A 20,735-nucleotide genomic window follows, 5' to 3' on the forward strand; every position below is an offset into this window, starting at 1 on the left:
CCCTGACGCATGTTTGCAGCCTGAATCGTAGACTGTCTCTCGTTGAATCGCGACATTAAAGTTTTTGGGAGCAAGTGATGCGCAAAGTTATCGCTGCCGTCATGGCCTCAACGCTGGCGCTAAGTGCTTATAGCCAGGCTGCTGAAGTCGTCACCAGCGCTAACGGTCAGCCGAATATGGGGCCTGCGCCGCGAAGCGGTCAGAGCAATATGTTTGACGGCATAAGTTTAACCGAACATCAGCGCCAACAGATGCGGGATCTTATGCAACGTGCCCGGCATGACCAGCCCCCCGTTAATGTTAGCGAACTGGAGATAATGCACAGCCTTATCACCGCAAACCATTTTGATGAAACCGCCGTGCGCGCCCAGGCTGAAAAGATGGCGCAAGAACAGGTCTCTCGCCAGGTTGAAATGGCGAAGGTACGAAATCAGATGTACCACCTGTTAACCCCGGATCAGCAGGCGGTTTTAAATGACAAACACCAGCAACGAATGGACCAGTTGCGAGAGGTTGCGAAAATGCAGCGAAACGCAGCCATGGCGCTTTCTAGTAGCAGTAGTACCCTGAGTCACCAGTAACAAACCCTGTTTTCCTTGCCATAGACACCATCCCTGTCTTCCCCCTCATGATGAGGGGGTCTTTTTTTTCAGGAACTTAGAAAAAATCCTTTGTAAATCAAGTGTTCCTGTAACCGCTGTAAGCAGTTACAGAAAGCACCAGGATTTACGGGCGTAGACAAGGCGTAGACAACTTTGTCACACCTCAAGACCTCCGCCGAGCGGATTCAACGTTACCGCATGTTGCAGGTAATCAGGGGCGAGGTGAGCATAGACCATCGTCTGTTGAATGCTCGCATGACCCAAGATCTGCTGTAGCGCGATAATATTGCCACCGTTCATCATGAACCAGCTGGCGAACGTGTGCCGGAGCACGTGTGTTGCCTGTCCGCGCGGCAGGTCTGGCTTAACCTGCCTGAGCCGTTCGCAGAAGATCTCGTAATCAACTTTGAACAGCGGCCCGGTGTCGCTGGTTTTGATCTCACCCTCCAGCTCTTCCGATATCGGAACCGTTCGCCTCTTCCCGTTTTTGGTTTTGAGGAACGTCACTCGCCCGTGATTTACCTGCTCACCTCGCAGCGTGCTACCCTCGCCCCAGCGTGCGCCAGTGCTCAGGCATAACAGCGCCAAGCGCCGGTAATCGCCGGTCAGGGTATCCAGCAATTTGCGGATCTCTGATTTGGCGAGATAGGTCATTGCTGGCGGCGCTTCTTTCAGCGGCTCCAGCCCCTTGCAGGGGTTCTCCTTTCTGAACTCATCCAGCTTAATCAGCGCACTGAACATCCCGGAAAAGCGGTAAATATCCCGGTTGATCGTTGCCGCACTAATCCCGTCTTCAAGCCGCTGGCTGCGGTGCTGTGCAATCGTCCGTTTGTTCAGTCGATTGACGGCCGGATCACCCAGCGCCCTGATCGTTTTGTTCAGGTGCCGTTTCTCTATCTCGCCGTTCTCCAGCGTCTGCCCGTAAAGCAGCCACCAGATATCCAGTAACTCACTCAAAGTGCGACGGTCTACGCTCGCACCCAGCCATTCCTTTTTGTCTGCGTTCGCCATGACGTAACGCTCAAAAAGAACCGCCTCTTGTTTTTTCTGAAACCGCCTGCGGATACGCTTTCCGTTGCGTCCGCGAGGCCAGATGTCTACTTCGTATTGACCACCTTCGAGCTTCTTAATCGACATAAGAAAGCCCTCCGGCATTACAGATTGAAACTGAATCTATCCAGTCAACGAAATCACCGTGCAGCGTTAACCAGTTTTGCGGGCGGAGCGGCGAGACGTTGCCGCAGTTTCTTGCCCATCAAGAGAGAGAGCCGGGGCAATTTGTCCGGCGTCTGGTGCGGTGTTACCAGTCATCATCCAAAGCGTGTATTTCTGAAATCGTTCGTGCTGCATTATGTGCATGAGCACCGACCCTCCAGGCTCTATCAAGCCGGTTTCGTATTTTTTGACTGAACTGATCGACATATCAAGCAGTTGGCAAAACTCTGTCTGTGATATCCCTTCAGCCCTTCTCATGGCCTTCAATTTTTCATGAATTTGCATTTGACAAGGTTCCTTATCAGGATCTATATTTGTCTCGTCGGTTCCTTATAAGGAACCTAAAGGCCAACATAGGCAGTTGCAAGCCGAAATAAGCGTTTAACGCCAATGCGGAGATTAGCACAAATGAGTGAAAGGAAAGAGCGGTGCGGGTGTTGGTTTTGCCGTGGGCTGTCAGTGTTAGTGCAGCGCAAGTACTCAGCACCGCAAGGCATGGTCGAAATTGCAGCAGACGTAGCTAACTACGCAGCAAGAAAGATTTTGGAGAATGGCAAATACGTTGACGTCAACGACACGCAAAAAATCATTGCTATTTTTCAGGATATTCTTTTACCACCTACCGTTGAATTTTACGGCGAAGAAAAACCACTACCAGAAAACGCCAGCGCCAGCGGCGAATCTACCAACCAGTCAACAGCCAACGAAACCAAATTAGAAAATACCGAAGACATGGTCGCAGCCGAAAACGGCAAAGAGCTGACCGTAAAAGATTTTATCAATCTGATGGTCGCGGTTATTGGTGCCATTGAGAGTGAATCGAAAAAGATGAGGAAACCCGTCAGAGGGTGGCACCTGGCGAAACTGATGGAACACATGAAGGATTTGCCGAGAGCTTGCTATTAAGGCCGGTTTCCCCGGCCTTGCGTCAGCAGAACAAAGTAAGGAATTTATTTTGATGAAGGATGTTCATCTTTAATACCAAACATTTCCCGATAACGGAGGGAATATTGTAATGGGTGAAGAGTGCAGCCGCTGTTATTAACAAGGTCGGCGCACTCAAAAACATCATTAGATAAAGAGGCAATGTAAGCCTCTGCACAAGCTTTTGAAGAGTGAATAGATTCGCAGGTAAGAACAACATTTTCAGGGATAAGAACTTCAATTATCCATTGATTGTTAACAAGAGAGACGAGGAAGATGTTTCGAAAATCATCATCAATATTATTAGTACTCTTTAGTGCATCTCTGTTGTTAATTATTAAAGGGTTGCCAGCACCAATACGGAAGCGCTCAGCACTTCTTCTGGCTAATGTGAATTCCTGAAATGCCAAGCTTCTCATGAGTTCATGAGAATCATGTTGCAGTACCCAGAACCATTTATCGTTTTCTGAAAATAGGGTGATATTCATATGGAAACTCCAAAAACGAATGACTTTTTCGTAAAACGCGTAGCGCAAGCGGCAGATAATATGCTGTTCGCTTTGAACAACTACTCATTTGAAGAGGCAATGAGCGTTCTTGAATGGCTTTCAAAGCGGGTAGAGGAAGGGGCGGTATTCCGGCGTCCAAATCGCCCTATTGAAACAGATTCATCATTCCCGTTACGTGTACCACCAAGACGCAGACTGATCTATGTGACGCCGCAAATACAACCAGAGAGAAAGCTTCCGTAGAAATAAAGACACATAAGAACTCCTTTGTTGGGTGATGGTTATGCCGACCGATTCTTTGGTGGGAGGCGGCATAACGAAATTACCACAAAGCCATGCGCCGGGCATGGTTAAAAACCCCGGCATAACTTCACGCGAGGATTAAACGCAATGACAGACAAGAATTTAGAGGGGTTTATTGAAGTGCGTCACGCTGTCGACGCAGTTCCGTACCCGAAGTTTGCCGAGCTGATCGGTAAAAAGCCAGCCACGGTCAAGAGCATGATCGAGGATGGCAAGTTGCCGATCATCCCTTGGAAGAACCCGGAAAGCCTGGGCGCCCGCGCCGAGAACTGGATTTATATTCCAGAGTTCAACCGTGCGATGCGAGATGCTTATTTCAACCGTCCGAAAGAACAGCGCGACGCGTGGCTGTTGTGGATTGGTCTCTGAGGTAGCCGCTATGCGTAAACAGTATTCACAGTACGGGTCGCGAGCAGGCTCGATTCTGCGCCCAGCCGATATAGATCACGCAGTTGTACAGGTGAGTAAAAACACGTACGTCTATCGCGGCTTCACTATCCGCAAGACACCGCGTAACGCGCTCAACGACCGCAACACGTATTTAATTAATAAGCGCGATCAGGAATGCGAAGTAGATAATTATTTCGGTCGTGATTTCGCATTAGCCGAAGCCTGTTCAACCATAAACAGGATCTTAAAACATGGGCGGTTCATCTCTTAATAACGATTTGTTGTTAGCAGTTTGGTTGTTTTTATTCTCTTTAGCGATATTGATTTCTGCTCGTGAAGTTATAAGAGATCACTGCTCTAGAGTTAAGGCAAAAAATAAATTAAAAAGGCAGCAAAATGAAAAAAGAATACGCACAGAAAATTAATGCACTGTTGGAATGTTTTCATTTCAATAATGAATTCATGGGCCAGCCATTCGTTCATTCGCTGGCGCTTCTGCATCACGGCATTTCACACCTCTATTTTTTCGTCATGTGCCTGGGTGAGTCAGACGAAGAAACGCTCGCCGAGATGCGTGGCCTTATCGCCAGAGTGTGTGATGGTGAAGTACCGAAACCTTACGACCTGTCAGACGTAAAGAGCGAGAACGCCGAGGCGAGTGTAACTCTGTGTATTAAAGAGCCGTTGGTTGTTTCGGTAGAGCTGACTCCGGAGATGATTGATAGTTTAAGAAAGACCCTCAGTGACAGACATGTATTTAGAGAGGACGTTATTAAATCAGCACAGGTAATGGGGTGATTTATGGCGAGCGGATTCGGGCCGGAGCATCCATACAGTAAATCGCCGGATGCGATCCATGGCATGGCTATTAAAGATATCCGTGACAACGGGTTCGAGATTTCATGCAAAGAAACGGGGATTAAGTTTTCAATATTACCGGGTGGCTCTATTTGCAGAGGTATTGTTAAATCACTTGAACGTGAATGGTACGGTACCAGTAAAACCTAATTAATTATTCACCATCAAAAAACTAAATACGGCGTATTCGCCGGGGACTCGCTTTACCTTTTTTTCGGAGGTAGTCATGCACGTTAATTCAATAAAGCTGAATGAAGAAATTAGCGATCCTGAATTCGTCGCCATTTCCATGCAGGCAAGAAAAGCAGAGCGTGCCCACCTGCTGGGCATGCTGCGCCTTCGCCTGATCATGATGAAAAAAGAAACCAACACACCGGACGAAATCTACGCGGCTATTGATGCGTGGATCGACGCCCGTGAATTAAGCGTTTAACGGAGATAATTAAATGAACAATTTCATGCTGGATATTCGCGCGCTGGGTAAGTCTCTGGACTCAACAATACTCGCCATCGAGTGCGTTTTTTTTGATCCGTCCACTGGCGAGATAGGCCCACAGGGTTATTGGCCGGTGAGCATTAATCAGAGTTCAGACAATCTGAAATTTGATGAAGGAGTGATACCAAACCTTCTGCGTGCCGATTCCGATACACGTGCCGAGATTATTAACGCCACCCTTGCCGAGAAAGTAGCGGTATTTAAAGCCATCGGTTTTATTTGCACCAACTCGCAGCGAGCACTAGGAGAACTCAATTGCTGGGTGTCGGGCGACTCATCATCAATTGCCAGGCTGGGACTGAAAGCAATACACCACAGTATCAACTTCGATGAGATCTTCTCGCTTGTTGAGATCTGCCACCTATCAACACTGATCCTCATTGCTGGCGCTACCGGCTACGCCCCTCACCCGCGCCGCGATTCAGCCCCCTTCACACTGACCGATGCGGTCTACCGGGCGGAACAGGTCTGCGATATCTGGCAGCGCCTGACCAGCAACCACGCCGATCAATCGTTCGACGCTTGACAGACTCCCACAGCAAGGAATCAACAGCATGACTATCAAGAACCGTGATGATTTTTTTATCGCAATCCTGAACGGCCTCACGGCTAATCGGGCGACAGCTGACCGCGACACCATCGCGGAGGACGCCATTCGCCACGCATGGAAACTGGCAGACATGGCCGTATACCACCAGAACAGAGTGGAGCACCCAAGCGAAACAGCGCTTCGCTGGATCAGGAAGAACTACCTCATTCTTGATACCGAAACAACCGGGCTGGGCACGGACGCGAAAATCGTTGAAATCGCCATCATTGATTGCACCGGCAAGACGCTGCTCAACACTCTGGTAAACCCAGGCATTCCGATCCCGCCAGAGGCCACCGCCATTCACGGCATCACTGATGAAATGGTGCGTGACGCGCCAACATGGAGAGACATTGAGCGGCAAGTGACCGATCTGCTAGACCGCAAATGGATTGCCTATAACGCGAGTTTTGATGCGCGGATGCTGCGTCGTGGGGCGGGCACTCAACTCATCGATCCGAGTACCTATGAATGCGCCATGCAGCTCTACGCCGAACACCGTGGACTATGGGACACCTACCGCCGCAAATACAGGTGGGCGAAACTGGTAGACGCTGCCGTTGCGCTGAATGTTGCATCAGGCGAAGGCAATGCACACCGCGCGCTGTATGACTGCCAGCAGACGCTGGGCGTAATTCGCGCTATCGCGGGGATGAAACATGAATAGATCCCCTATCAAATGGGCGGGCGGAAAATCCCGCGTCATGCCGGAGCTGCTGAAACATCTGCCGAAAGCCGACTGCCTGATTNCCCTGCTGTATGCCGTTCTGTTTTTGTATCTGAACCGCCACGGGTTCAACGGCCTGTTTCGCATCAATGCAGACGGCGAATTTAACGTCCCGTTTGGCAGCTACAGATCACCCTACTTGCCGTCAGCTGAGATGCGCATTTTTGCCGAGAAGGCGAAGGACACTAGGGCGATTTTTCATTGCGATGATTTTCGAAGCGCCATCCCTGAAGCGACGCAGGTTATGTATGACGCGGTGATTTATTGCGATCCGCCGTACATACCAGCCAGTAAGACCGCAAATTTCACCGCCTACGGCAAGCCTTTCACCTTGGACGATCACCGAGATTTGGTTAATGCGCTGCTGGAAGCACACCGCCAGTACGGCACACCGTCAGTAATTTCAAACAGCGACACCCAGGAAACCCGCGATATCTATTCATCTTCGTTCGATCTGCACTCCTTCAGCGTGCGCCGCTCAGTCAGCGCCAAAAGCCGAGATATGGCCGGTGAAGTGATCGGCGTACTCCGTAGTAGCGCTCAAGGAGTAGCGCTATGAGCATCGAAAAAACCCACACCGGAACGGTGATCACCAAAGACGGCCCGCAGCGTAAAAAACTCCACGAGACGGAAGCAATGTGGGTGGTCGGCAAAAACGAGTGTTACCACAAGGACACCGGCAGACGGCACTTTGCGGAGAACACACGCCGCCGCCTGCTGCTTGATTCCATTCAGGAGATCAAGCCATGACCGCCTACTACAACGAAATAGATCCATTCGCCGCGCAGTGGCTGCGCAATCTGATCGACGCCGGGCATATCGCCACGGGCGTTGTCGATACCCGCTCAATTGAGGAAGTAACCGCCAATGACCTTAAAGGATTCACACAATGTCACTTCTTCGCAGGAATCGGCGTCTGGTCTTACGCCCTGCGCCGCGCCGGATGGCCGGATGATCGACCAGTCTGGACAGGTTCTTGTCCATGCCAGCCATTCAGCGCCTGCGGAAAGAAGAAGGGAAAAAGCGACAAACGCCATCTCTTTCCCACATGGGCACGTCTTATATCGGAGTGCCGACCTGACGTTATCTTTGGCGAGCAGGTTGCAGGCAAGGACGGCCTTGACTGGCTCGACGATGTACGCAATCACCTGGAAGGAGAGAGTTACGCCTTCGCTGCTTTCGATCTCTGCGCTGCGGGCTTCGGTGCGCCGCACATCAGGCAGCGCCTGTTTTGGGTGGCCGACGCCGAACGCGAGCAATGTCAAAAACGCCTATCAGGATCCTCAGAAGGTCATAGCCAGAATGCTGGCGGGTCGGCAATCGAACCTACAGGACTTTGCCTGTCTGGCGGGCTGGAACACGCCGACAGCAACGGACGGGAAAGGCGGATATGTGGGCGGGAGGATTCGAAACGGGAAGCTTTCGACGGATCGGTTGGATGTGACGGCGCAGCTTGCGGGCTGGCCGACACCAACGACGATAGACAACAATCAGGTTGCAGGCGTAGCAGCGGCTGCGAACCACAAAAATCGAGGAACAACCCTGGGCGGGGCAGCAAGGCTTGCGGGGTGGGCAACTCCAACAGCGGAGATGAAGATACGTTCACCGGAATACCTTCACGGAAGGGCTCCAGCACCTCACGAAGTGGAGATATTGCCGCTCCGACTAACGGCCACTGGAGAGATGCTGACTGGCTCTTTTGCCATGATGGAAAGTGGCGGCCAGTTAAACCCGGACTTAAGCCGCTGGCTAATGGGGTTGCCGGACGAGTGGGCCAACTGCGCGCCTACGGAAACGCCATCGTCGCGCCGGTCGCGGAAGCGTTCATAGCCGCATACATGGACGGCGCGAGATGATCGACGCCAGCGGCCATCTCGCCACCGCCTCAATACCACCAACACCGGGTAGCTCGATTAATGCTACCCGGTACGCCTGGTCATGGAATCAGCCACGGCCAGCAATTGGCCGCGACGCGTCACTTGCCAGCAGCGGCTTTGATTACCTGACACCGGACGGCACGCGCCGCCATATTGATTTTGCTGACCTGTGCGAAGAGGACGAAAAACCGGATCGCGCAAAGCTACTGCGCCGCCGTCTCGCCGCCCTGCCGCAATACGTTCGTCGCCACTTCGCAACAAAGCTCGACGCGCTCGATGCGAGAGATCGCGCCGCCGCAGATTACTGGCTAATGAACACGTTCGAACGCCACGTACTGACGCGTATTGATCGGGTGAATCGCGCGTATCAGCCGGTGAGTGTGTTGCCGGGCGTGCTACTGCCAATCCGCGATCAGCTTTTCCGCCTGCTGTGGGCAGGGAAACGAGAGTTAAAACGACTGGCGTATACGCTCGCTGATATTTTCACGAGCGAGTTTATTCGCGAGTCAGAGCACCAGATTAAAACCACCGGTGATCCAGAGTTCGCCGCTATCTATAGCTACGGCTATATCGCCTCACTGGCGCAGTACCTCAACGTCTCAGTGCCGGGATGGAGTGCGTATTGCTGCGAAGCGCTGGGGGCAGAAGACGCGCTACGTGCCGTTCTCCGTCTGGAGTCACCGCAGTGGTGGTTAAACCGCCTGCGTAAAATTCACGCCCGCTGGCGCGAACACCTGATGATCGCAACGGGGTATGTGCAGGTTAAAGCCTCCCCGTACAGCAGCGCGCCATGCGTTGCGGAGTGGCTGGCGCAGAAGAAAGCCAACCGCGATTACCTCAAGGCTATGGAATTAGAAGACGACATAACGGGCGAGCGCTCATCCCTGATCGATAAAGTCATGGGGAGCGTCGCCAACCCAGCAATCAGGAGAAGTGAACTTATGGTAAGAATGCGCGGATTTGAAGAACTGGCGAAGCTGGAGGGATTGGCTGGTGATTTCTACACCCTCACCGCCCCATCCAAGTATCACGCAATGCAGCACAATGGCCTCCGCAACAATAAATACTCGGGCGCGTCACCGCGTGAAACGCAGAAATATCTTTGCAAAGTGTGGGCAAGAACCCGTGCCGAATGGAAGCGTAAAGGGATTAGGGTCTTTGGATTCCGCGTGGTTGAACCGCACCACGACGCAACACCGCACTGGCACCTATTGTTATTTATCCAGCCTGAACGCGTAGAAGATGCGCGCGATATTTTCCACAAGCACGCTCTAAAGGAAGACGGCAACGAGCCGGGAGCGCTGGAAAACCGTTTTCAGGTTGTACCGATCGACGAAGCCCACGGCAGTGCAACCGGATATATAGCGAAATATATCTCGAAAAATATCGACGGATTTGCGCTGGACGGCGAGAAGGACGATGAGACAGGCGAGGATCTCAAAGATATGTCCAGGCGCGTCAGCGCATGGGCGTCTCGCTGGTCTATTCGTCAGTTCCAGCAGATCGGCGGAGCGCCGGTCACGGTTTACCGCGAGCTGCGCCGCCTGGGCAATCGCGAACTGGTATTACACCCGGAACTTGAAGCCGCCCGCCAGGCCGCCGATGCCGGGGAGTGGGATAACTACGTACAGGCACAGGGCGGCCCGCTGGTTGCGCGTGATTGCCTGCGTGTCCGTCTGAACTACGAGACCACCGAAAACGGCAACGCCTATGGCGATGACGTCCAGAGGATCACCGGCATTTACTGCCCGCTCACAGGCAAAGACGCGTCTCTGATTTTTACCCGCACAACGCAATACAAAATCGTACCGAAGCGCAAAAGCGCCGACAGCGAGGCCGTTGACCTTGGTTTTTCAGGCGGCAACGCCGCCCCTCGGAGTTCTGTCAATAACTGTACGCGGGATCCCGCAACAGGCGTTGACGGTCTTGATCATGCCGACGAAAAAGCTGCAGCACGGTCAGAAATGACCGTGCCAGCTGACGGCGGGACGGTGAATTTTGATGCTCTTTCGCGTCAGGAAAAACGGGAACTGGCGCAGCGCCTGAGCGAAGACGTTCGGCGCAGGCGCAAGGCGCGGCCATCAAGCCAAAAACAACCAGTCGAACTATCAGAGAAGGAGCGGCAGATCAGTGAATTACTGGCGTTGCGTGAGATTGACGCCAGTGCCGCGATGATTAGATCGCTGTTGGCCGGCGCTGCCATCACCCGCGACGATCTGATTTTTACCGTGGAGAACGGGCGACTAATCACCCGTAACCGTGGGGTATCAGCAGTGCAGAAACACCAAAACAGAGAACAGGGAAAATCGCTGATTGAGCGATTCAACCGGATACGGAAAAACAGACCAGAGAGGAATAAATCATGATCGCAGATATGGTGACCATTACCTTATGCGCACTCGCTGCATTTCCAGCATATGTAGGGGTTGTGTCATTCATCGTATGGGAAAACGGATTTCGAAAGTTTGGCGCTGGATTCATCTGCCGTACAGCAATTTTTATTGTTGCAGCGGCATGGGTTCTTTATTTGTTACCGGGCGGTGCGAAATGAAGATCACCCTGGAAGAAAAAGTGCTGGTAAACGGGCGTTGGTGGTATCGAACATCGTTTGAATATCGGATAGATGGCAGTCAGTTCACTGGTTTTTTCTATGCGATCAACAGGTATGACGCGGCATGCAGACTAGAGGCTATTAAGCAGAACGCGGTATTAGGCGGTGAGGATGTTGAATTTATTGAACTCAATAAGAGTTAAACGCAACTTCCGGCACTCATCGCCATATTTAACCGTGTTGGCCATTCATCGATCACCGTCATTTCTGGTAGTGCTGCAGGCTGGAAATGACGGTGTTAGCTCGAGGGAAAAATAATGAGTTATTTGGGAAGTAAGGCAGCATCAGGGGTTTATCAAAAGATTATCGCCGAGATGCCACCGCACGATCTTTATATCGAAACACACCTGGGCGGCGGTACGATTATGCGAAACAAGCCGCCAGCCATGCACAATATTGGCATTGATATTGATCAACAAACACTTGATGAGTTCGAAATGCCGAAGTGGCTGAGTAGTGGTTTTTGCTCACTGGAATTAATTAGACAGGATGCGGTTGATTTTCTTGAGGGCTTCAATTTCAGAGAGTTGTCAGCGGGGAGGCGGGTATTACTATACGTCGATCCGCCGTACCTGCCGGAGACCAGAACAAGCAAGGCGCGCTATCGCCACGAGTACACCGTAGAAGATCATGAGCGTCTGCTGTCGTGCCTGCTGGCGATGCCGTATAACGTTTCCGTGATCATCTCTGGCTACCCGTCGAAGGTGTATGATGAGTTGCTAGCTGGCTGGCGCACAAAAGAGTTTCAGGCCATGACACGCGGCGGCGTGCGAACAGAAAAGATCTGGATGAATTACCCGTCTGACTGCGCGTATTCTCACGCGTTCGCCGGGAAAGACTATAACGACCGGCACAGAATAAAGCGCAAGGCCGAACGCTGGCGCAAAAAATACGCCGCGCTTCCGTCAGCGGAGCGACTGGCGATCATGGTGGCGTTGAATGAAGTTGATGGGGGTGATCATGTCTGATAGCCAGATATTTAGTGATTCGTCTTGCGTACTCACGGCTGAAGAACACAGGGTTGCACAGCTGTTAGGGGATGTATGGAATTTGTACCTGACATTACCCGTTGAACACCCATCGGGACGGGATGAATTTTGCCGTGCAATTCACCACTGTCAGAACATGGTGTTGGCACGTCCAGCGATCAGGGCCATAGCAGAGAAAGGTCAGGGATATAAGGGCCGACATTTTAATGACTTCATAATTTGACTTCATAACTGATGCGCGCAATAATGACTTCATAAAGTGACTTCGTGAGGCAGGGAATGAAAGAGCAGGTTTCATCACTACGGAAGAAGCAAAAAAGCACGCTTGAGCAGATATTTAAAACGCCTGTTCAGTCGGGCATTAAATGGGCTGATATCGAGTCACTGATCAGGGCGCTGGGAGGGGAAGTCAAAGAGGGGCGCGGTTCCCGCTGTAAGTTCATCCTTAACGGCAGTATCGCTAATTTTCATCGCCCCCACCCTTCACCAGATACAGATAAAGGCGCATTAGTTAACCTGCGTGACTGGCTTGAAAGTACAGGAGTTAAGCCATGAGCAAACCATCAACACCCAATACCATTGATATCGCCGGACAGCCAGCCATTATCAACTACGTGCCGGAACTCGGCGCGTTTCGCGGCAAGTTTCTGGGCCTGAGTGGCTATTGTGATTTCGTGTCTGACAGTATCCAGGGCCTCCAAAAAGAAGGGGAAATTTCACTTCGCGAGTATCTGGAAGATTGCAGCGCGGCAGGCATTGAGCCCTACGCTCGCCAGGAGAAGGTTAAAACCTTTACCCTGCGTTACCCGGAATCTTTCGGCGAACGTCTGAATCAGGCCGCAGCTGAGCATGAAACCTCAGTTAACACCTTTATTATTGAGACGCTAAACGAGCGAATGAAACACGCCTGATCCTTTTCTGTTTATGCCGCCTGTTCTGGCGGCATTCCTTTCTTCCTGGTCTCTTTTCTCTGTTGCACAATAGTGCACAATTTTGCACAATTTTTTTGATGATAATTTTACCCCTTCCGCCCTGTGCGTGCGCGGCCTGAGCCTGGATCTGCAAGTGCACAAAAATCGAAGCGAAAGTCGCGCGCAGGCGCCGGGGGGACAGCGCGCGCAAAGGGGGCATGGCAGGGGGTGCCTTTAAATGCCATATCCGGCCAATATCCGGCCTTTTGCGGGGTTATCTGGTTTGTGGTTGCGTCAGGATGTGCGCGAGCAGTTGCGCCTGCTGTAGAGGCGCTCAGGCGTTATCTGTTGACGGGGTAAAGCGGTGCAATAGTGAGCGGCGCGATAGCCTGAACAAGTTGTGATGGTCAATAAGATTGAATGAGTACCGCCGCATGATGCGCGGCGGTGAGCGGTTACTCTTCTTTGAGCAGCGCGTACGGGTTGAAGCGGATCACTTCCTCGCCAAGCCACTCGTTAACATACTTGAGCGCTTCCATTGTCGGGGTGAGTTCGTTAATCGCATACACCCTGGCGGCCTTCTCCACGTCGCCGAATGATCCGTTGCCCTCCGGCATGACGCCCATCAACTGCGGCGGCACGCGGTGAACACCGAGCATATCGTGCCTCGACATTGACTTAACATTAACAAACTCATCCTTGGCGGTGATCTGCTGGAACGGCAGGATTTGCACGGAGTCTTTGCCTCCGCTGGTCGTCTGAATCAGGATATTCTTAAACGCCCCACCACCTCGCGATTCTTGCAGCATCTTCTTGACCGACTCCATACTCTCCCTGTCAACCTGGGCAGAGCCGATATGGATGATGCACCCGGCGTGAGAGCCGTTGTCATAGTAGAGTTTACGGAACATATCAGCGGAGCGCGCCAGACTGGCGGACAGCAGACCGCCGAGATATTCCGGCATTCCGTAGATCTCCTGGTTGATATCAGGATTCCTGACATGGCACACATCACCCGTTCGAAACGTGTAGTCAGCCTTGCCGTCCTGCACGTACCAGTAGGTATCAAGATCGGTACCGCGCCGGGTATATTTCGCCAGCGCGTGCCGGAGCGTCAGTGGATCGCCGAACACATTTTTTCGCCGCTCGAGATACGCATTACCGAATACAAACCAGTCCAGCGCCATGCCGGAGAACGCCTGCCGGGACAGCAGAGGGTGCGGGACGAAACACCCAAGTAGCACGTTGCGCTTGAAATAAAGCGCTGACTGGTGCCAGGACGTTTGGCGGGCGGCACGCGCGAGACCATACCAGTCGACCGGCGTTTCGTAGTACCGGCCATTGTCGGCGCAGTACATATTGTCGAGCAGGTCGTAACTTTCTGCCTGGTAAGGCCCGCTGAACGTGAACGCGTTGAGCGCCGGATCCCTTTTCAGCGCCTCGCTAAAATCGGACTGGCCAGCACGGTTATTTACGGCCGATTTTCGGCCGGTGTATCTGCGCTTTCCCATCAGAACTCCATAACAAAACTGCGCGAGGATTCATCTTCCCCGCCGATAGGCTCGTTGATAATCGCGAGCATTGTCGCCCAGGCGAGATCGCCGTGACTGNNCTGATACCGCGCGAACGGTCAGTGTCATAGGTGATAAACCCGCCAGGGGTTTTGACTTTGCGAACGCCGTTGAACGCGTTAACAAGCGCCCTTTCGCTCCGGTCGTATTCCCACCGGCCAGCGCGAATAACCTGCAACATTTTCAGCACCAGGGCGCGCTTTGAGGACAGGTTAAACGTGTACGGCACAGCTGCGGGGAAAAACTTCCTGACGAGTTGATAAACGGCCTCGCCGTTACCGCCTGTCACGTCAATACCGATGTGCTGGACGTTGTATTTAAACGTGAAATCTTCAATAACCTTCGCCTGCTCTTCGAACTCCAGCCCCTGCACCTGTAGCGTCTCGACCGTACGAAACCGCCCGCCAGGAACGGAGGGGGGAACAACCACCGACAGACCGCCGCTGTCACCGTTGCCGGTACTGCCGTTGGCATCGTAACCAATCCACACCGGGCGATTACCCATTGGACGTGCTGCAAACGGCTTCCAGTCGGGCCAGTCGTCATAACCGTCGATACCGCAGCCAATCAGCGCGTTCAGGCTGAATGCGCTCTCACCATCGCGAACGAACTCGCACATATAGAAATTGCGGAATTCGTCCTCGCTGTTTTCCTCCTGCACCTCGTCGATATCGGTGTATTCCCACCCGCGATCGATAACGTCTTTCAGCGTGACGATCTGGCGCCAGGTTTTATCCGGGCACAGCAGCCCGCTGTTGAGCGTTTTCCAGGTAACGTCAAACGGCTTGCGCTGTGCCTTGGTGCGCTTTTCGTTCCACCGATCGCCAGTCCAGAACGGATATGCCTCGTGCGTTTCACCTGACGGGGTGGAGAAATACGTACGCGTCAGCCCTGTCAGGGTCGCCATGGCTGCGGCGACGCCGCGCAACTTGGTAAAATTACTGACCCAAAAAAACTCATCGAAATACAGGTGCCCGGTATACGACTGCGCGGTTGCAGCAGATGTGCCGAGAAAGTGCAGCTCTGCGCCGTTCGACAGGATAATTTTGTCGCCGCCTTTTAGCTCGACGTCGACCTCCTCGGCAAGCCTCTGGATAAACCCCCTGAACTGCTGCGCCTGGCGACGTGACGCCGACAAAAAGATCTGGTTGCGCTGGTACGGATATTTCACATCACTACGCAGCGCCCGCAATAGCGCCTCGCGCGCAAAATACCAGGTCGCCCCAATCTGACGGGATTTCAGAATCATGCGGTTTCGGTTGTGCTGCTGTTCGAACCAGATGCGTTGATGTGTGGCAAGTGAGGCGGTTATTTTTTCCCGCAACGCCTCGATCTGCTCGTCGGTGAAGTGGTTTTTAAGTTTGCGTTTACGCGGCTTTTTAAGTGCGCCAGCATCAGCTGGTTGTCCGTCAGCGAGCTTTTTCAGTTGCCGGGTAAGCAGGTCTATCTCTTTGAAGTCACCACCGGTTTTGTCTTTCTTGTCGGTGAGCTGAATCAGGCGCGCGTCCATGGTCTGGCTGACGCGCTGAATCGTGGGGGTTTCGTCCCACTCGTCGCGCTTCTTCCAGGCGTAAATAGTGTTTTGATTGATACCCATCAGGCGTGAAATCTCGGCTGGCGGGTAACCCTGCNTCATAACGTGGAGATTACCCCGCGCGCGATCCCGCAGCCGCCCTCTTTCGGGTCTGGCCGTTCTCTGACAACAAAAGCCAATTGAGACAGAAAGTTACGCAGTGCCATCATGACCGGAAAGCAACCCACTTTACAGGATTACCAGAATGGCTAGCGCAACAAAACCAGCCCGTAAAAAGTTTCGCGTCGCCGTCTCCGGCACCACGGTAGACGGCCGCGAAATCAGCGCAGATCACCTGAAAAAGGCGGCGGAGAGCTACAAACCTGAGGTGTACGGTGCCCGCGTCAATATCGAACATTACCTCTCGCCGTGGCCGACCAGCGATTTCAGTGCCATGGGCGACGTAACGTCATTCAGCACCGAGGATATTACCGAGGGCGATCTGAGCGGCCGCACTGCACTGTACGCAGAGATTGAACCGAGCGATCGCATGGTGCAGATGCTCAATGACGGGAAGAAGGTCTATTCCAGTATCGAGCTGTGGCCGCAATCAGCCATCACTGGTGGCCCGTACCTGATGGGGCTGGCAATGACCGACACTCCGGCAAGCCTGGGCACTGAGCGCCTGAAATTTGCCGCCCAGCAGCGCCAGCAGGTCATGACGTTCAACAACCAGCAGGGAGAACCGGCGATGTTCACCGAGGCGATCGAAGCCGAAGTGATCGAGCTGGCCGACAAGGGCAGCGACGAAGGAAAGCTGTGGTTTGGTCGCGTGATGAACCTCATCGGCAAGGGCAAAAAGTCGGACAGCGAGCAGTTCGGTCAGATTCGCGCTGCGGTAGAAGACGTTGCGCAGTCACACGCCGACCTCCTCGATCGTTTCAGCGCACTGGAAGCGCAGCACACCGCTGACGTTCAAACGATCAAAAAACTGTCCAGTGATCTGGCAGCGCTGGAAACCAGGCTGAAAACCACGGACGCCGATCCGGCATCCCGTTTTGCATCCACGGGTGGCGACGGCGCGCAACTGGCCGATTTCTGATCCGCAGCGGCGCTGCCGCAGAGGGTTAATTACCGATTTAACACAGAGAGATTCACGATGAATATTGTTCTTTCGACGCAGGCCCGTAATCAGGTTACGGCGTACATGGCGCGCCAGGCGCAGCTTAACAGTATCCCTGTCAGCGGTCTGGCGACTCGTTACGCAGTTGATCCGGCTGTACAGCAGCGCCTGGAAAACGCAATCAAAGACAGCACCGAATTCACGAAGAAAATCAACATCATTCCAGTTGTCGATCAGGAAGGCGAAAAGGTTCTCATCGACACCACCGGGCCAATCGCACGCACCAATACCTCAACGGACGGTGCACAGCGCAGAAACCCAATGTCGAAGGTCGAAATGGCGGCGCGACGTTACCGTTGCGAGCAGGTGAACTACGACACGATGATCGGCTACCCGACGCTGGATGCATGGGCGGGACACCCTGATTTCCAGTCTCGCGTGAGTAATCAGATTGCATTACAGATTGCCCTCGATCGCATCATGATCGGCTTCAACGGTACGTCGCATGCGCTGATGTCGGATTTCGCCACTAATCCGTTACTCCAGGATGTGGCAATCGGCTGGCTGGAAGGCATCCGCCAGAACGCGGCGCAACGTGTCATGACGGGCGTAACTCTGACCTCCCGCGATATGGAAAACAAAGTAGTCGCTACCGGTGACTACAGCAACCCGGATGCGCTGGTACAGGACGTTCGATCCACCCTGCTGGACGAGTGGTACAAAGACGCCCCGGATCTGGTGGTTATTCTTGGGCGCGACCTGTTTAACACGAGCAGCACCAATCCGAACACCGAATTGATGGCTGGTCAGTTAATTGTGTCATCGCGTCTGATTGGTGGTCTGCCGGTCTATATGGCGCCGTTCTTCCCGGCTGGCTCGATGCTGATCACCTCGTTCAGCAACCTGTCTATCTATTTCCAGAAAGGCTCCCTGCGCCGCCTGATGAAGGAAGAGCCGGAATACAACCGCATTGCGACGTATCAGTCGATGAACGATGCGTACGTGGTTGAAGATTTCGGCAAGTGTGCGCTGGTTGAAGGCATCAGCTTCGCAGAGGCAGCGCCAGCTGCGTAAGCGGATTTAGCCAACGGAACAGTAGCGAAACAGGCGGGGGAAAAACCCNGGGAGAAGTGGCGATGTTAACACCGGCACAAAAGCATTTTCAGAACGTCATGGCGAAGCGCCGTGGCGCACCAGACGAAGAGACAGGCGCAACGCGCACAGCGCATGAGCAGATCATGCACCGCCTGCGCCTCGCGCAGTCCCGTCTGCACGGGATTCAGTCCAACGCCGTTAAGGCGGAAATCAAAAAAGAGCTGCTGCCGGAGTTCACCGGCTGGATCGACGGCACGCTTGAGGGCGACAGCGGTCGCCAGGATGACGTGATTACCACGCTAATGGTGTGGGCGATTGACTGCGGTGATATTCCGCTCGCCCTGCGTATCGGTGCGTACGTGGTGCGCCACGGTCTGACCATGCCGGACAATTTCGGGCGCAGCGCCGCGACGGTGCTGACGGAAGAGATTTGCTCTCCGGTGCTGACGCTGGCGGCAACCGACCCGGACGCGGATTTATCAGGCTCAACTGAGCAACTCGATACCCTGAACGGAATTGTTGCAGAGAGCGACATGCCGGATCAGGTACGCGCCAAGCTCTGCAAGGCGCGCGCCTTCACGCGCCGCGCATCAACCGACCCGGAAACGCAGGCAGAATCACTGAAACTGCTGCGTGAGGCGATGAACCTCGATAAAAACGCTGGCGTAAAACGGGAGATTACCACCCTGTTGCGCGCGCTTAAAAAGGTGTCGGGCGTACCGGCAGACACCGCCAAAACTGGCGGTGCTGCAGCGACCACCACGGCAAAGGTGGCCAGCACCAAGCCAAAGGCCGCAAAGGCCACCAAAGCCAAAGCAGCGAAAGGCAAAGCCACTAAAGCGGCAGCGAAAAAGCCAGCCGCTGACGGTCAGGAACAGAATTAACGACTTCGCCCCCGTGCGACAGGCGGCGCGAACGGTGAACTGCCCGTTCACGGTCTTTTGACCGTTCGCCCACCGCCTGATTTATGGGACTAAAACATGAGCAGTCTTGTAGCGAACAAGCCCGCCCTCCCCGCCGAGGGAGACGTAGCGGACGTCGATGACGGTGACGTAACGGTCAGCGCCGGGGCGTTCTGGCCGGTGATTAAGCTAAGCGATCTCCGTCTGGCGGCCCGTATTACGGGTGGTATCACCACCACCAGGCTGCTGTATGCCGCTACCGAGGCGGTAGGGCACGTGACAGACCAGCTCAAGGACTGGCAGGCGCAGCAGGAAAGCAGTGGCTACGCCACCATGCAGGACGTACCAGCAGTACAGATAAACGGCGAAAGCGTGAAGGTTTACCGGTTCCGCCGCGCCGTTTACTCAATCAGCCGCGCGTTCGTGCTCGAAAATTACCGTGATGTGGACACCACGGCGAAAGGCGACAAGGACGCCGCTGCCCTTGACCTGCAACGTGAAGACCTGTGGCGGGACGCACGCTGGAGCATCTCGGATATCCGGGGCGTGCAACGCATTTTTGCGGAGCTCTGCTGATGAAAGTGAAAGCCCTCCAGGGGGACACGGTAGACCTGCTCTGCTGGCGCCATTACGGTGCCACGCGCGGCGTAACCGAAGCCGTTCTCTCGGCTAATCCGGGTCTCAGCAACGTGGTGTTTCTGGAGGCAGGTCAGGAAGTGGAACTGCCGGAACTACCCAGGACAACCCAGCGGGAAACCGTGCAGTTGTGGGGTTAGGACGTGGCTCAATGCGTATTTACCAACAATGAGGGGGCGTAATGTCCACTGAAACGATCGCCGGAGCAATCGCCGCGAGTTCAACCGGAGTGACGCTTGCGACGTATTTCCCGGAGGCAACCCCGCAGGTGATGATCTGCTCTCTGGCCGGTGCCGCGCTGTACGTTCTCAGCAGCAAAGATCACGAGCGCTGGAAACAGGCCGTGTTCGCCATGATTTCATTCATTGGCGGCGTGTATTGCTCTGAAACCGCCGCCGATATTATTGCCGCCGTGATTAACGCTGGTCTGAGTCACGTCGATCCGTCCGCCAGAATTCGCGTATCTCCGGCTATCGGCGCGCTGGCCGCCTCAACAGTTTCAGTCACCGTCCTGTTACGTGTACTGCACCGCTCAAAAACGGGCAGTCTGCCAGGGCTTGATTCGAACTCCAAGGAGGACAAACCATGATCGCGATCATCAACAGTGCGCTGCTATATCTGGCGGAAATCATCCAACCAGCGACGCTCTATTTAAACTCGCTAGTTCTCGCGCTGATTACCGCCCGTCTGATGGTTTTGAGTCAGGGGAACCAGCCAACTCACCTGCTGGTACGAGTCATGACCTACGGGCTCATCCTCGCTCCGGCTTATACCGCCTTCCGTATTTGGTTTGGGACTTATACCAACGTCGATTACGGGGAGTTCCTGATCAATCTCTTCCTCTGCGTCGCCGTCTGGCGCGCGGGCGGAAATATCTCACGCCTGTCGTGACTG

The 20,735-nt window shown here is 53.7% G+C and carries 30 protein-coding genes and 2 pseudogenes; 27 read left to right on the forward strand and 5 right to left on the reverse strand.

Annotation, left to right across the window (positions count from 1 at the left end):
- Positions 1 to 77 precede the first annotated feature (77 nt).
- Positions 78 to 581 (forward strand): cell-envelope stress modulator CpxP, encoded by a 504-nt coding sequence (cpxP, locus tag GM30_RS15400; RefSeq protein WP_049849325.1) that lies wholly within the window; start codon positions 78 to 80, stop codon positions 579 to 581.
- A 177-nt stretch (positions 582 to 758) separates the two neighbouring features.
- On the opposite strand, the gene GM30_RS15405 is transcribed toward cpxP, so the two are convergent.
- Both GM30_RS15405 and GM30_RS15410 read right to left on the reverse strand, forming a co-directional pair.
- Complete coding sequence (locus tag GM30_RS15405; RefSeq protein WP_049849326.1) at positions 759 to 1,739, reverse strand: phage integrase; 981 nt, start codon at positions 1,737 to 1,739, stop codon at positions 759 to 761.
- A gap of 66 nt (positions 1,740 to 1,805) precedes the next feature.
- On the reverse strand, positions 1,806 to 2,102 hold the full coding sequence (locus tag GM30_RS15410) for a helix-turn-helix domain-containing protein (RefSeq protein ID WP_049849327.1): 297 nt from the start codon (positions 2,100 to 2,102) through the stop codon (positions 1,806 to 1,808).
- 123 nt (positions 2,103 to 2,225) lie between these two features.
- Here GM30_RS15410 and GM30_RS15415 point away from each other — a divergent pair, with 123 nt between their 5' ends.
- A complete protein-coding gene (locus tag GM30_RS15415) occupies positions 2,226 to 2,723 on the forward strand; it encodes a hypothetical protein (RefSeq protein ID WP_162212998.1) in 498 nt (165 codons plus the stop codon).
- 44 nt (positions 2,724 to 2,767) lie between these two features.
- Here GM30_RS15415 and GM30_RS26285 read toward each other — a convergent pair whose 3' ends face one another.
- Positions 2,768 to 3,229 carry a hypothetical protein gene (locus GM30_RS26285; protein ID WP_072094134.1) on the reverse strand — a complete coding sequence of 154 codons (462 nt, stop codon included), beginning with the start codon at positions 3,227 to 3,229 and terminating at the stop codon, positions 2,768 to 2,770.
- Between GM30_RS26285 and GM30_RS26290 the strand changes: the two genes are divergently transcribed.
- From GM30_RS26290 to GM30_RS15500, 18 genes and pseudogenes are all read left to right on the forward strand, one after another.
- Positions 3,230 to 3,493 carry a hypothetical protein gene (locus tag GM30_RS26290; RefSeq protein WP_072094135.1) on the forward strand — a complete coding sequence of 88 codons (264 nt, stop codon included), beginning with the start codon at positions 3,230 to 3,232 and terminating at the stop codon, positions 3,491 to 3,493. It abuts the gene before it with no gap.
- 147 nt (positions 3,494 to 3,640) lie between these two features.
- Positions 3,641 to 3,922, forward strand: a complete 282-nt coding sequence (locus GM30_RS15425; RefSeq protein WP_049849330.1) for a Cox family DNA-binding protein — start codon at positions 3,641 to 3,643, stop codon at positions 3,920 to 3,922.
- A 10-nt stretch (positions 3,923 to 3,932) separates the two neighbouring features.
- Complete coding sequence (locus tag GM30_RS15430) at positions 3,933 to 4,214, forward strand: DUF4761 family protein (RefSeq protein WP_049849331.1); 282 nt, start codon at positions 3,933 to 3,935, stop codon at positions 4,212 to 4,214.
- Positions 4,195 to 4,368 carry a hypothetical protein gene (locus GM30_RS26295; RefSeq protein WP_155483995.1) on the forward strand — a complete coding sequence of 58 codons (174 nt, stop codon included), beginning with the start codon at positions 4,195 to 4,197 and terminating at the stop codon, positions 4,366 to 4,368. Before GM30_RS15430 ends, GM30_RS26295 begins: the two co-directional genes overlap by 20 nt.
- Complete coding sequence (locus tag GM30_RS15435) at positions 4,340 to 4,741, forward strand: hypothetical protein (protein ID WP_049849332.1); 402 nt, start codon at positions 4,340 to 4,342, stop codon at positions 4,739 to 4,741. Before GM30_RS26295 ends, GM30_RS15435 begins: the two co-directional genes overlap by 29 nt.
- Before the next feature lie 3 nt (positions 4,742 to 4,744).
- Complete coding sequence (locus tag GM30_RS15440; RefSeq protein WP_049849333.1) at positions 4,745 to 4,951, forward strand: hypothetical protein; 207 nt, start codon at positions 4,745 to 4,747, stop codon at positions 4,949 to 4,951.
- A gap of 76 nt (positions 4,952 to 5,027) precedes the next feature.
- On the forward strand, positions 5,028 to 5,234 hold the full coding sequence (locus GM30_RS15445; RefSeq protein WP_049849334.1) for a hypothetical protein: 207 nt from the start codon (positions 5,028 to 5,030) through the stop codon (positions 5,232 to 5,234).
- Positions 5,235 to 5,247: 13 nt separating this feature from the next.
- Positions 5,248 to 5,823, forward strand: a complete 576-nt coding sequence (locus GM30_RS15450; RefSeq protein ID WP_049849335.1) for a 3'-5' exoribonuclease domain-containing protein — start codon at positions 5,248 to 5,250, stop codon at positions 5,821 to 5,823.
- Positions 5,824 to 5,851: 28 nt separating this feature from the next.
- Positions 5,852 to 6,553, forward strand: coding sequence for an exonuclease domain-containing protein (locus GM30_RS15455; RefSeq protein ID WP_338011789.1), 702 nt, complete (start codon positions 5,852 to 5,854; stop codon positions 6,551 to 6,553).
- Positions 6,546 to 7,145, forward strand: a pseudogene (locus GM30_RS15460) (DNA adenine methylase); the annotation flags it as partial. The gene GM30_RS15455 and the pseudogene GM30_RS15460, both read left to right, overlap by 8 nt.
- 23 nt (positions 7,146 to 7,168) lie before the next feature.
- Positions 7,169 to 7,363 (forward strand): hypothetical protein, encoded by a 195-nt coding sequence (locus GM30_RS15465; protein WP_049849337.1) that lies wholly within the window; start codon positions 7,169 to 7,171, stop codon positions 7,361 to 7,363.
- Positions 7,360 to 8,469: a DNA cytosine methyltransferase gene (locus GM30_RS15470; RefSeq protein ID WP_049849338.1), complete on the forward strand. Its 1,110-nt coding sequence runs from the start codon at positions 7,360 to 7,362 to the stop codon at positions 8,467 to 8,469. Before GM30_RS15465 ends, GM30_RS15470 begins: the two co-directional genes overlap by 4 nt.
- On the forward strand, positions 8,466 to 10,856 hold the full coding sequence (locus tag GM30_RS15475; RefSeq protein ID WP_049849339.1) for a replication endonuclease: 2,391 nt from the start codon (positions 8,466 to 8,468) through the stop codon (positions 10,854 to 10,856). The genes GM30_RS15470 and GM30_RS15475 overlap by 4 nt, the downstream gene beginning before the upstream one ends.
- On the forward strand, positions 10,853 to 11,041 hold the full coding sequence (locus tag GM30_RS15480; protein ID WP_049849340.1) for a hypothetical protein: 189 nt from the start codon (positions 10,853 to 10,855) through the stop codon (positions 11,039 to 11,041). Before GM30_RS15475 ends, GM30_RS15480 begins: the two co-directional genes overlap by 4 nt.
- Positions 11,038 to 11,244 carry a hypothetical protein gene (locus tag GM30_RS15485; protein ID WP_049849341.1) on the forward strand — a complete coding sequence of 69 codons (207 nt, stop codon included), beginning with the start codon at positions 11,038 to 11,040 and terminating at the stop codon, positions 11,242 to 11,244. Before GM30_RS15480 ends, GM30_RS15485 begins: the two co-directional genes overlap by 4 nt.
- Before the next feature lie 114 nt (positions 11,245 to 11,358).
- Positions 11,359 to 12,069: a DNA adenine methylase gene (locus GM30_RS15490; protein WP_049849342.1), complete on the forward strand. Its 711-nt coding sequence runs from the start codon at positions 11,359 to 11,361 to the stop codon at positions 12,067 to 12,069.
- Between the two features lie 300 nt (positions 12,070 to 12,369).
- A complete protein-coding gene (locus GM30_RS15495; RefSeq protein ID WP_049849343.1) occupies positions 12,370 to 12,645 on the forward strand; it encodes a type II toxin-antitoxin system HicA family toxin in 276 nt (91 codons plus the stop codon).
- Positions 12,642 to 13,001, forward strand: a complete 360-nt coding sequence (locus tag GM30_RS15500; RefSeq protein WP_049849344.1) for a type II toxin-antitoxin system HicB family antitoxin — start codon at positions 12,642 to 12,644, stop codon at positions 12,999 to 13,001. Before GM30_RS15495 ends, GM30_RS15500 begins: the two co-directional genes overlap by 4 nt.
- 455 nt (positions 13,002 to 13,456) lie before the next feature.
- On the opposite strand, the gene GM30_RS15505 is transcribed toward GM30_RS15500, so the two are convergent.
- Together GM30_RS15505 and GM30_RS15510 are read right to left on the reverse strand one after the other, a co-directional pair.
- Positions 13,457 to 14,512 (reverse strand): phage portal protein, encoded by a 1,056-nt coding sequence (locus tag GM30_RS15505; protein ID WP_049849345.1) that lies wholly within the window; start codon positions 14,510 to 14,512, stop codon positions 13,457 to 13,459.
- Positions 14,512 to 16,208: pseudogene (locus tag GM30_RS15510) on the reverse strand (terminase large subunit domain-containing protein). The gene GM30_RS15505 and the pseudogene GM30_RS15510 overlap by 1 nt, the downstream one beginning before the upstream one ends.
- 142 nt (positions 16,209 to 16,350) lie before the next feature.
- Here GM30_RS15510 and GM30_RS15515 point away from each other — a divergent pair.
- The 7 genes from GM30_RS15515 to GM30_RS15545 all read left to right on the forward strand — a co-directional run bounded on the left by GM30_RS15515 (position 16,351) and on the right by GM30_RS15545 (position 20,732).
- Positions 16,351 to 17,187 carry a GPO family capsid scaffolding protein gene (locus GM30_RS15515; protein WP_049849346.1) on the forward strand — a complete coding sequence of 279 codons (837 nt, stop codon included), beginning with the start codon at positions 16,351 to 16,353 and terminating at the stop codon, positions 17,185 to 17,187.
- A gap of 57 nt (positions 17,188 to 17,244) precedes the next feature.
- Entirely contained in the window at positions 17,245 to 18,282 is a 1,038-nt protein-coding gene (locus GM30_RS15520) for a phage major capsid protein, P2 family (RefSeq protein WP_049849347.1), read from the forward strand.
- 62 nt (positions 18,283 to 18,344) lie between these two features.
- On the forward strand, positions 18,345 to 19,187 hold the full coding sequence (gene gpM / locus GM30_RS15525; protein ID WP_049849348.1) for a phage terminase small subunit: 843 nt from the start codon (positions 18,345 to 18,347) through the stop codon (positions 19,185 to 19,187).
- Between the two features lie 96 nt (positions 19,188 to 19,283).
- Entirely contained in the window at positions 19,284 to 19,781 is a 498-nt protein-coding gene (locus tag GM30_RS15530) for a head completion/stabilization protein (RefSeq protein WP_049849349.1), read from the forward strand.
- On the forward strand, positions 19,781 to 19,981 hold the full coding sequence (locus GM30_RS15535; protein ID WP_049849350.1) for a tail protein X: 201 nt from the start codon (positions 19,781 to 19,783) through the stop codon (positions 19,979 to 19,981). The genes GM30_RS15530 and GM30_RS15535 overlap by 1 nt, the downstream gene beginning before the upstream one ends.
- Before the next feature lie 41 nt (positions 19,982 to 20,022).
- The gene (locus tag GM30_RS15540) at positions 20,023 to 20,430 is read left to right on the forward strand and encodes a putative holin (RefSeq protein WP_049849351.1); all 408 of its coding nucleotides are present in this window, start codon (positions 20,023 to 20,025) and stop codon (positions 20,428 to 20,430) included.
- On the forward strand, positions 20,427 to 20,732 hold the full coding sequence (locus tag GM30_RS15545) for a phage holin family protein (protein ID WP_049849352.1): 306 nt from the start codon (positions 20,427 to 20,429) through the stop codon (positions 20,730 to 20,732). The genes GM30_RS15540 and GM30_RS15545 overlap by 4 nt, the downstream gene beginning before the upstream one ends.
- Positions 20,733 to 20,735 lie beyond the last annotated feature (3 nt).

Source organism: Trabulsiella odontotermitis, assembly GCF_001188485.1.
Taxonomy (GTDB): domain Bacteria; phylum Pseudomonadota; class Gammaproteobacteria; order Enterobacterales; family Enterobacteriaceae; genus Trabulsiella; species Trabulsiella odontotermitis_A.

Coding starts and splice junctions, on each gene's coding strand:
- GM30_RS15450 (WP_049849335.1), top strand. CDS start 5,248: ATGAACAATTTCATGCTGGATATTCGCGCGCTGGGTAAGTCTCTGGAC.
- GM30_RS15535 (WP_049849350.1), top strand. CDS start 19,781: ATGAAAGTGAAAGCCCTCCAGGGGGACACGGTAGACCTGCTCTGCTGG.
- cpxP (WP_049849325.1), top strand. CDS start 78: ATGCGCAAAGTTATCGCTGCCGTCATGGCCTCAACGCTGGCGCTAAGT.
- GM30_RS15495 (WP_049849343.1), top strand. CDS start 12,370: ATGAAAGAGCAGGTTTCATCACTACGGAAGAAGCAAAAAAGCACGCTT.
- GM30_RS15475 (WP_049849339.1), top strand. CDS start 8,466: ATGATCGACGCCAGCGGCCATCTCGCCACCGCCTCAATACCACCAACA.
- GM30_RS15430 (WP_049849331.1), top strand. CDS start 3,933: ATGCGTAAACAGTATTCACAGTACGGGTCGCGAGCAGGCTCGATTCTG.
- GM30_RS15440 (WP_049849333.1), top strand. CDS start 4,745: ATGGCGAGCGGATTCGGGCCGGAGCATCCATACAGTAAATCGCCGGAT.
- GM30_RS15545 (WP_049849352.1), top strand. CDS start 20,427: ATGATCGCGATCATCAACAGTGCGCTGCTATATCTGGCGGAAATCATC.
- GM30_RS15480 (WP_049849340.1), top strand. CDS start 10,853: ATGATCGCAGATATGGTGACCATTACCTTATGCGCACTCGCTGCATTT.
- GM30_RS15530 (WP_049849349.1), top strand. CDS start 19,284: ATGAGCAGTCTTGTAGCGAACAAGCCCGCCCTCCCCGCCGAGGGAGAC.
- GM30_RS15405 (WP_049849326.1), bottom strand. CDS start 1,739: ATGTCGATTAAGAAGCTCGAAGGTGGTCAATACGAAGTAGACATCTGG.
- GM30_RS15410 (WP_049849327.1), bottom strand. CDS start 2,102: ATGCAAATTCATGAAAAATTGAAGGCCATGAGAAGGGCTGAAGGGATA.
- GM30_RS15485 (WP_049849341.1), top strand. CDS start 11,038: ATGAAGATCACCCTGGAAGAAAAAGTGCTGGTAAACGGGCGTTGGTGG.
- GM30_RS15540 (WP_049849351.1), top strand. CDS start 20,023: ATGTCCACTGAAACGATCGCCGGAGCAATCGCCGCGAGTTCAACCGGA.
- GM30_RS15505 (WP_049849345.1), bottom strand. CDS start 14,512: ATGGGAAAGCGCAGATACACCGGCCGAAAATCGGCCGTAAATAACCGT.
- GM30_RS15415 (WP_162212998.1), top strand. CDS start 2,226: ATGAGTGAAAGGAAAGAGCGGTGCGGGTGTTGGTTTTGCCGTGGGCTG.
- gpM (WP_049849348.1), top strand. CDS start 18,345: ATGTTAACACCGGCACAAAAGCATTTTCAGAACGTCATGGCGAAGCGC.
- GM30_RS15465 (WP_049849337.1), top strand. CDS start 7,169: ATGAGCATCGAAAAAACCCACACCGGAACGGTGATCACCAAAGACGGC.
- GM30_RS15455 (WP_338011789.1), top strand. CDS start 5,852: ATGACTATCAAGAACCGTGATGATTTTTTTATCGCAATCCTGAACGGC.
- GM30_RS15520 (WP_049849347.1), top strand. CDS start 17,245: ATGAATATTGTTCTTTCGACGCAGGCCCGTAATCAGGTTACGGCGTAC.
- GM30_RS15425 (WP_049849330.1), top strand. CDS start 3,641: ATGACAGACAAGAATTTAGAGGGGTTTATTGAAGTGCGTCACGCTGTC.
- GM30_RS26290 (WP_072094135.1), top strand. CDS start 3,230: ATGGAAACTCCAAAAACGAATGACTTTTTCGTAAAACGCGTAGCGCAA.
- GM30_RS15470 (WP_049849338.1), top strand. CDS start 7,360: ATGACCGCCTACTACAACGAAATAGATCCATTCGCCGCGCAGTGGCTG.
- GM30_RS15435 (WP_049849332.1), top strand. CDS start 4,340: ATGAAAAAAGAATACGCACAGAAAATTAATGCACTGTTGGAATGTTTT.
- GM30_RS15515 (WP_049849346.1), top strand. CDS start 16,351: ATGGCTAGCGCAACAAAACCAGCCCGTAAAAAGTTTCGCGTCGCCGTC.
- GM30_RS15445 (WP_049849334.1), top strand. CDS start 5,028: ATGCACGTTAATTCAATAAAGCTGAATGAAGAAATTAGCGATCCTGAA.
- GM30_RS26295 (WP_155483995.1), top strand. CDS start 4,195: ATGGGCGGTTCATCTCTTAATAACGATTTGTTGTTAGCAGTTTGGTTG.
- GM30_RS15490 (WP_049849342.1), top strand. CDS start 11,359: ATGAGTTATTTGGGAAGTAAGGCAGCATCAGGGGTTTATCAAAAGATT.
- GM30_RS26285 (WP_072094134.1), bottom strand. CDS start 3,229: ATGAATATCACCCTATTTTCAGAAAACGATAAATGGTTCTGGGTACTG.
- GM30_RS15500 (WP_049849344.1), top strand. CDS start 12,642: ATGAGCAAACCATCAACACCCAATACCATTGATATCGCCGGACAGCCA.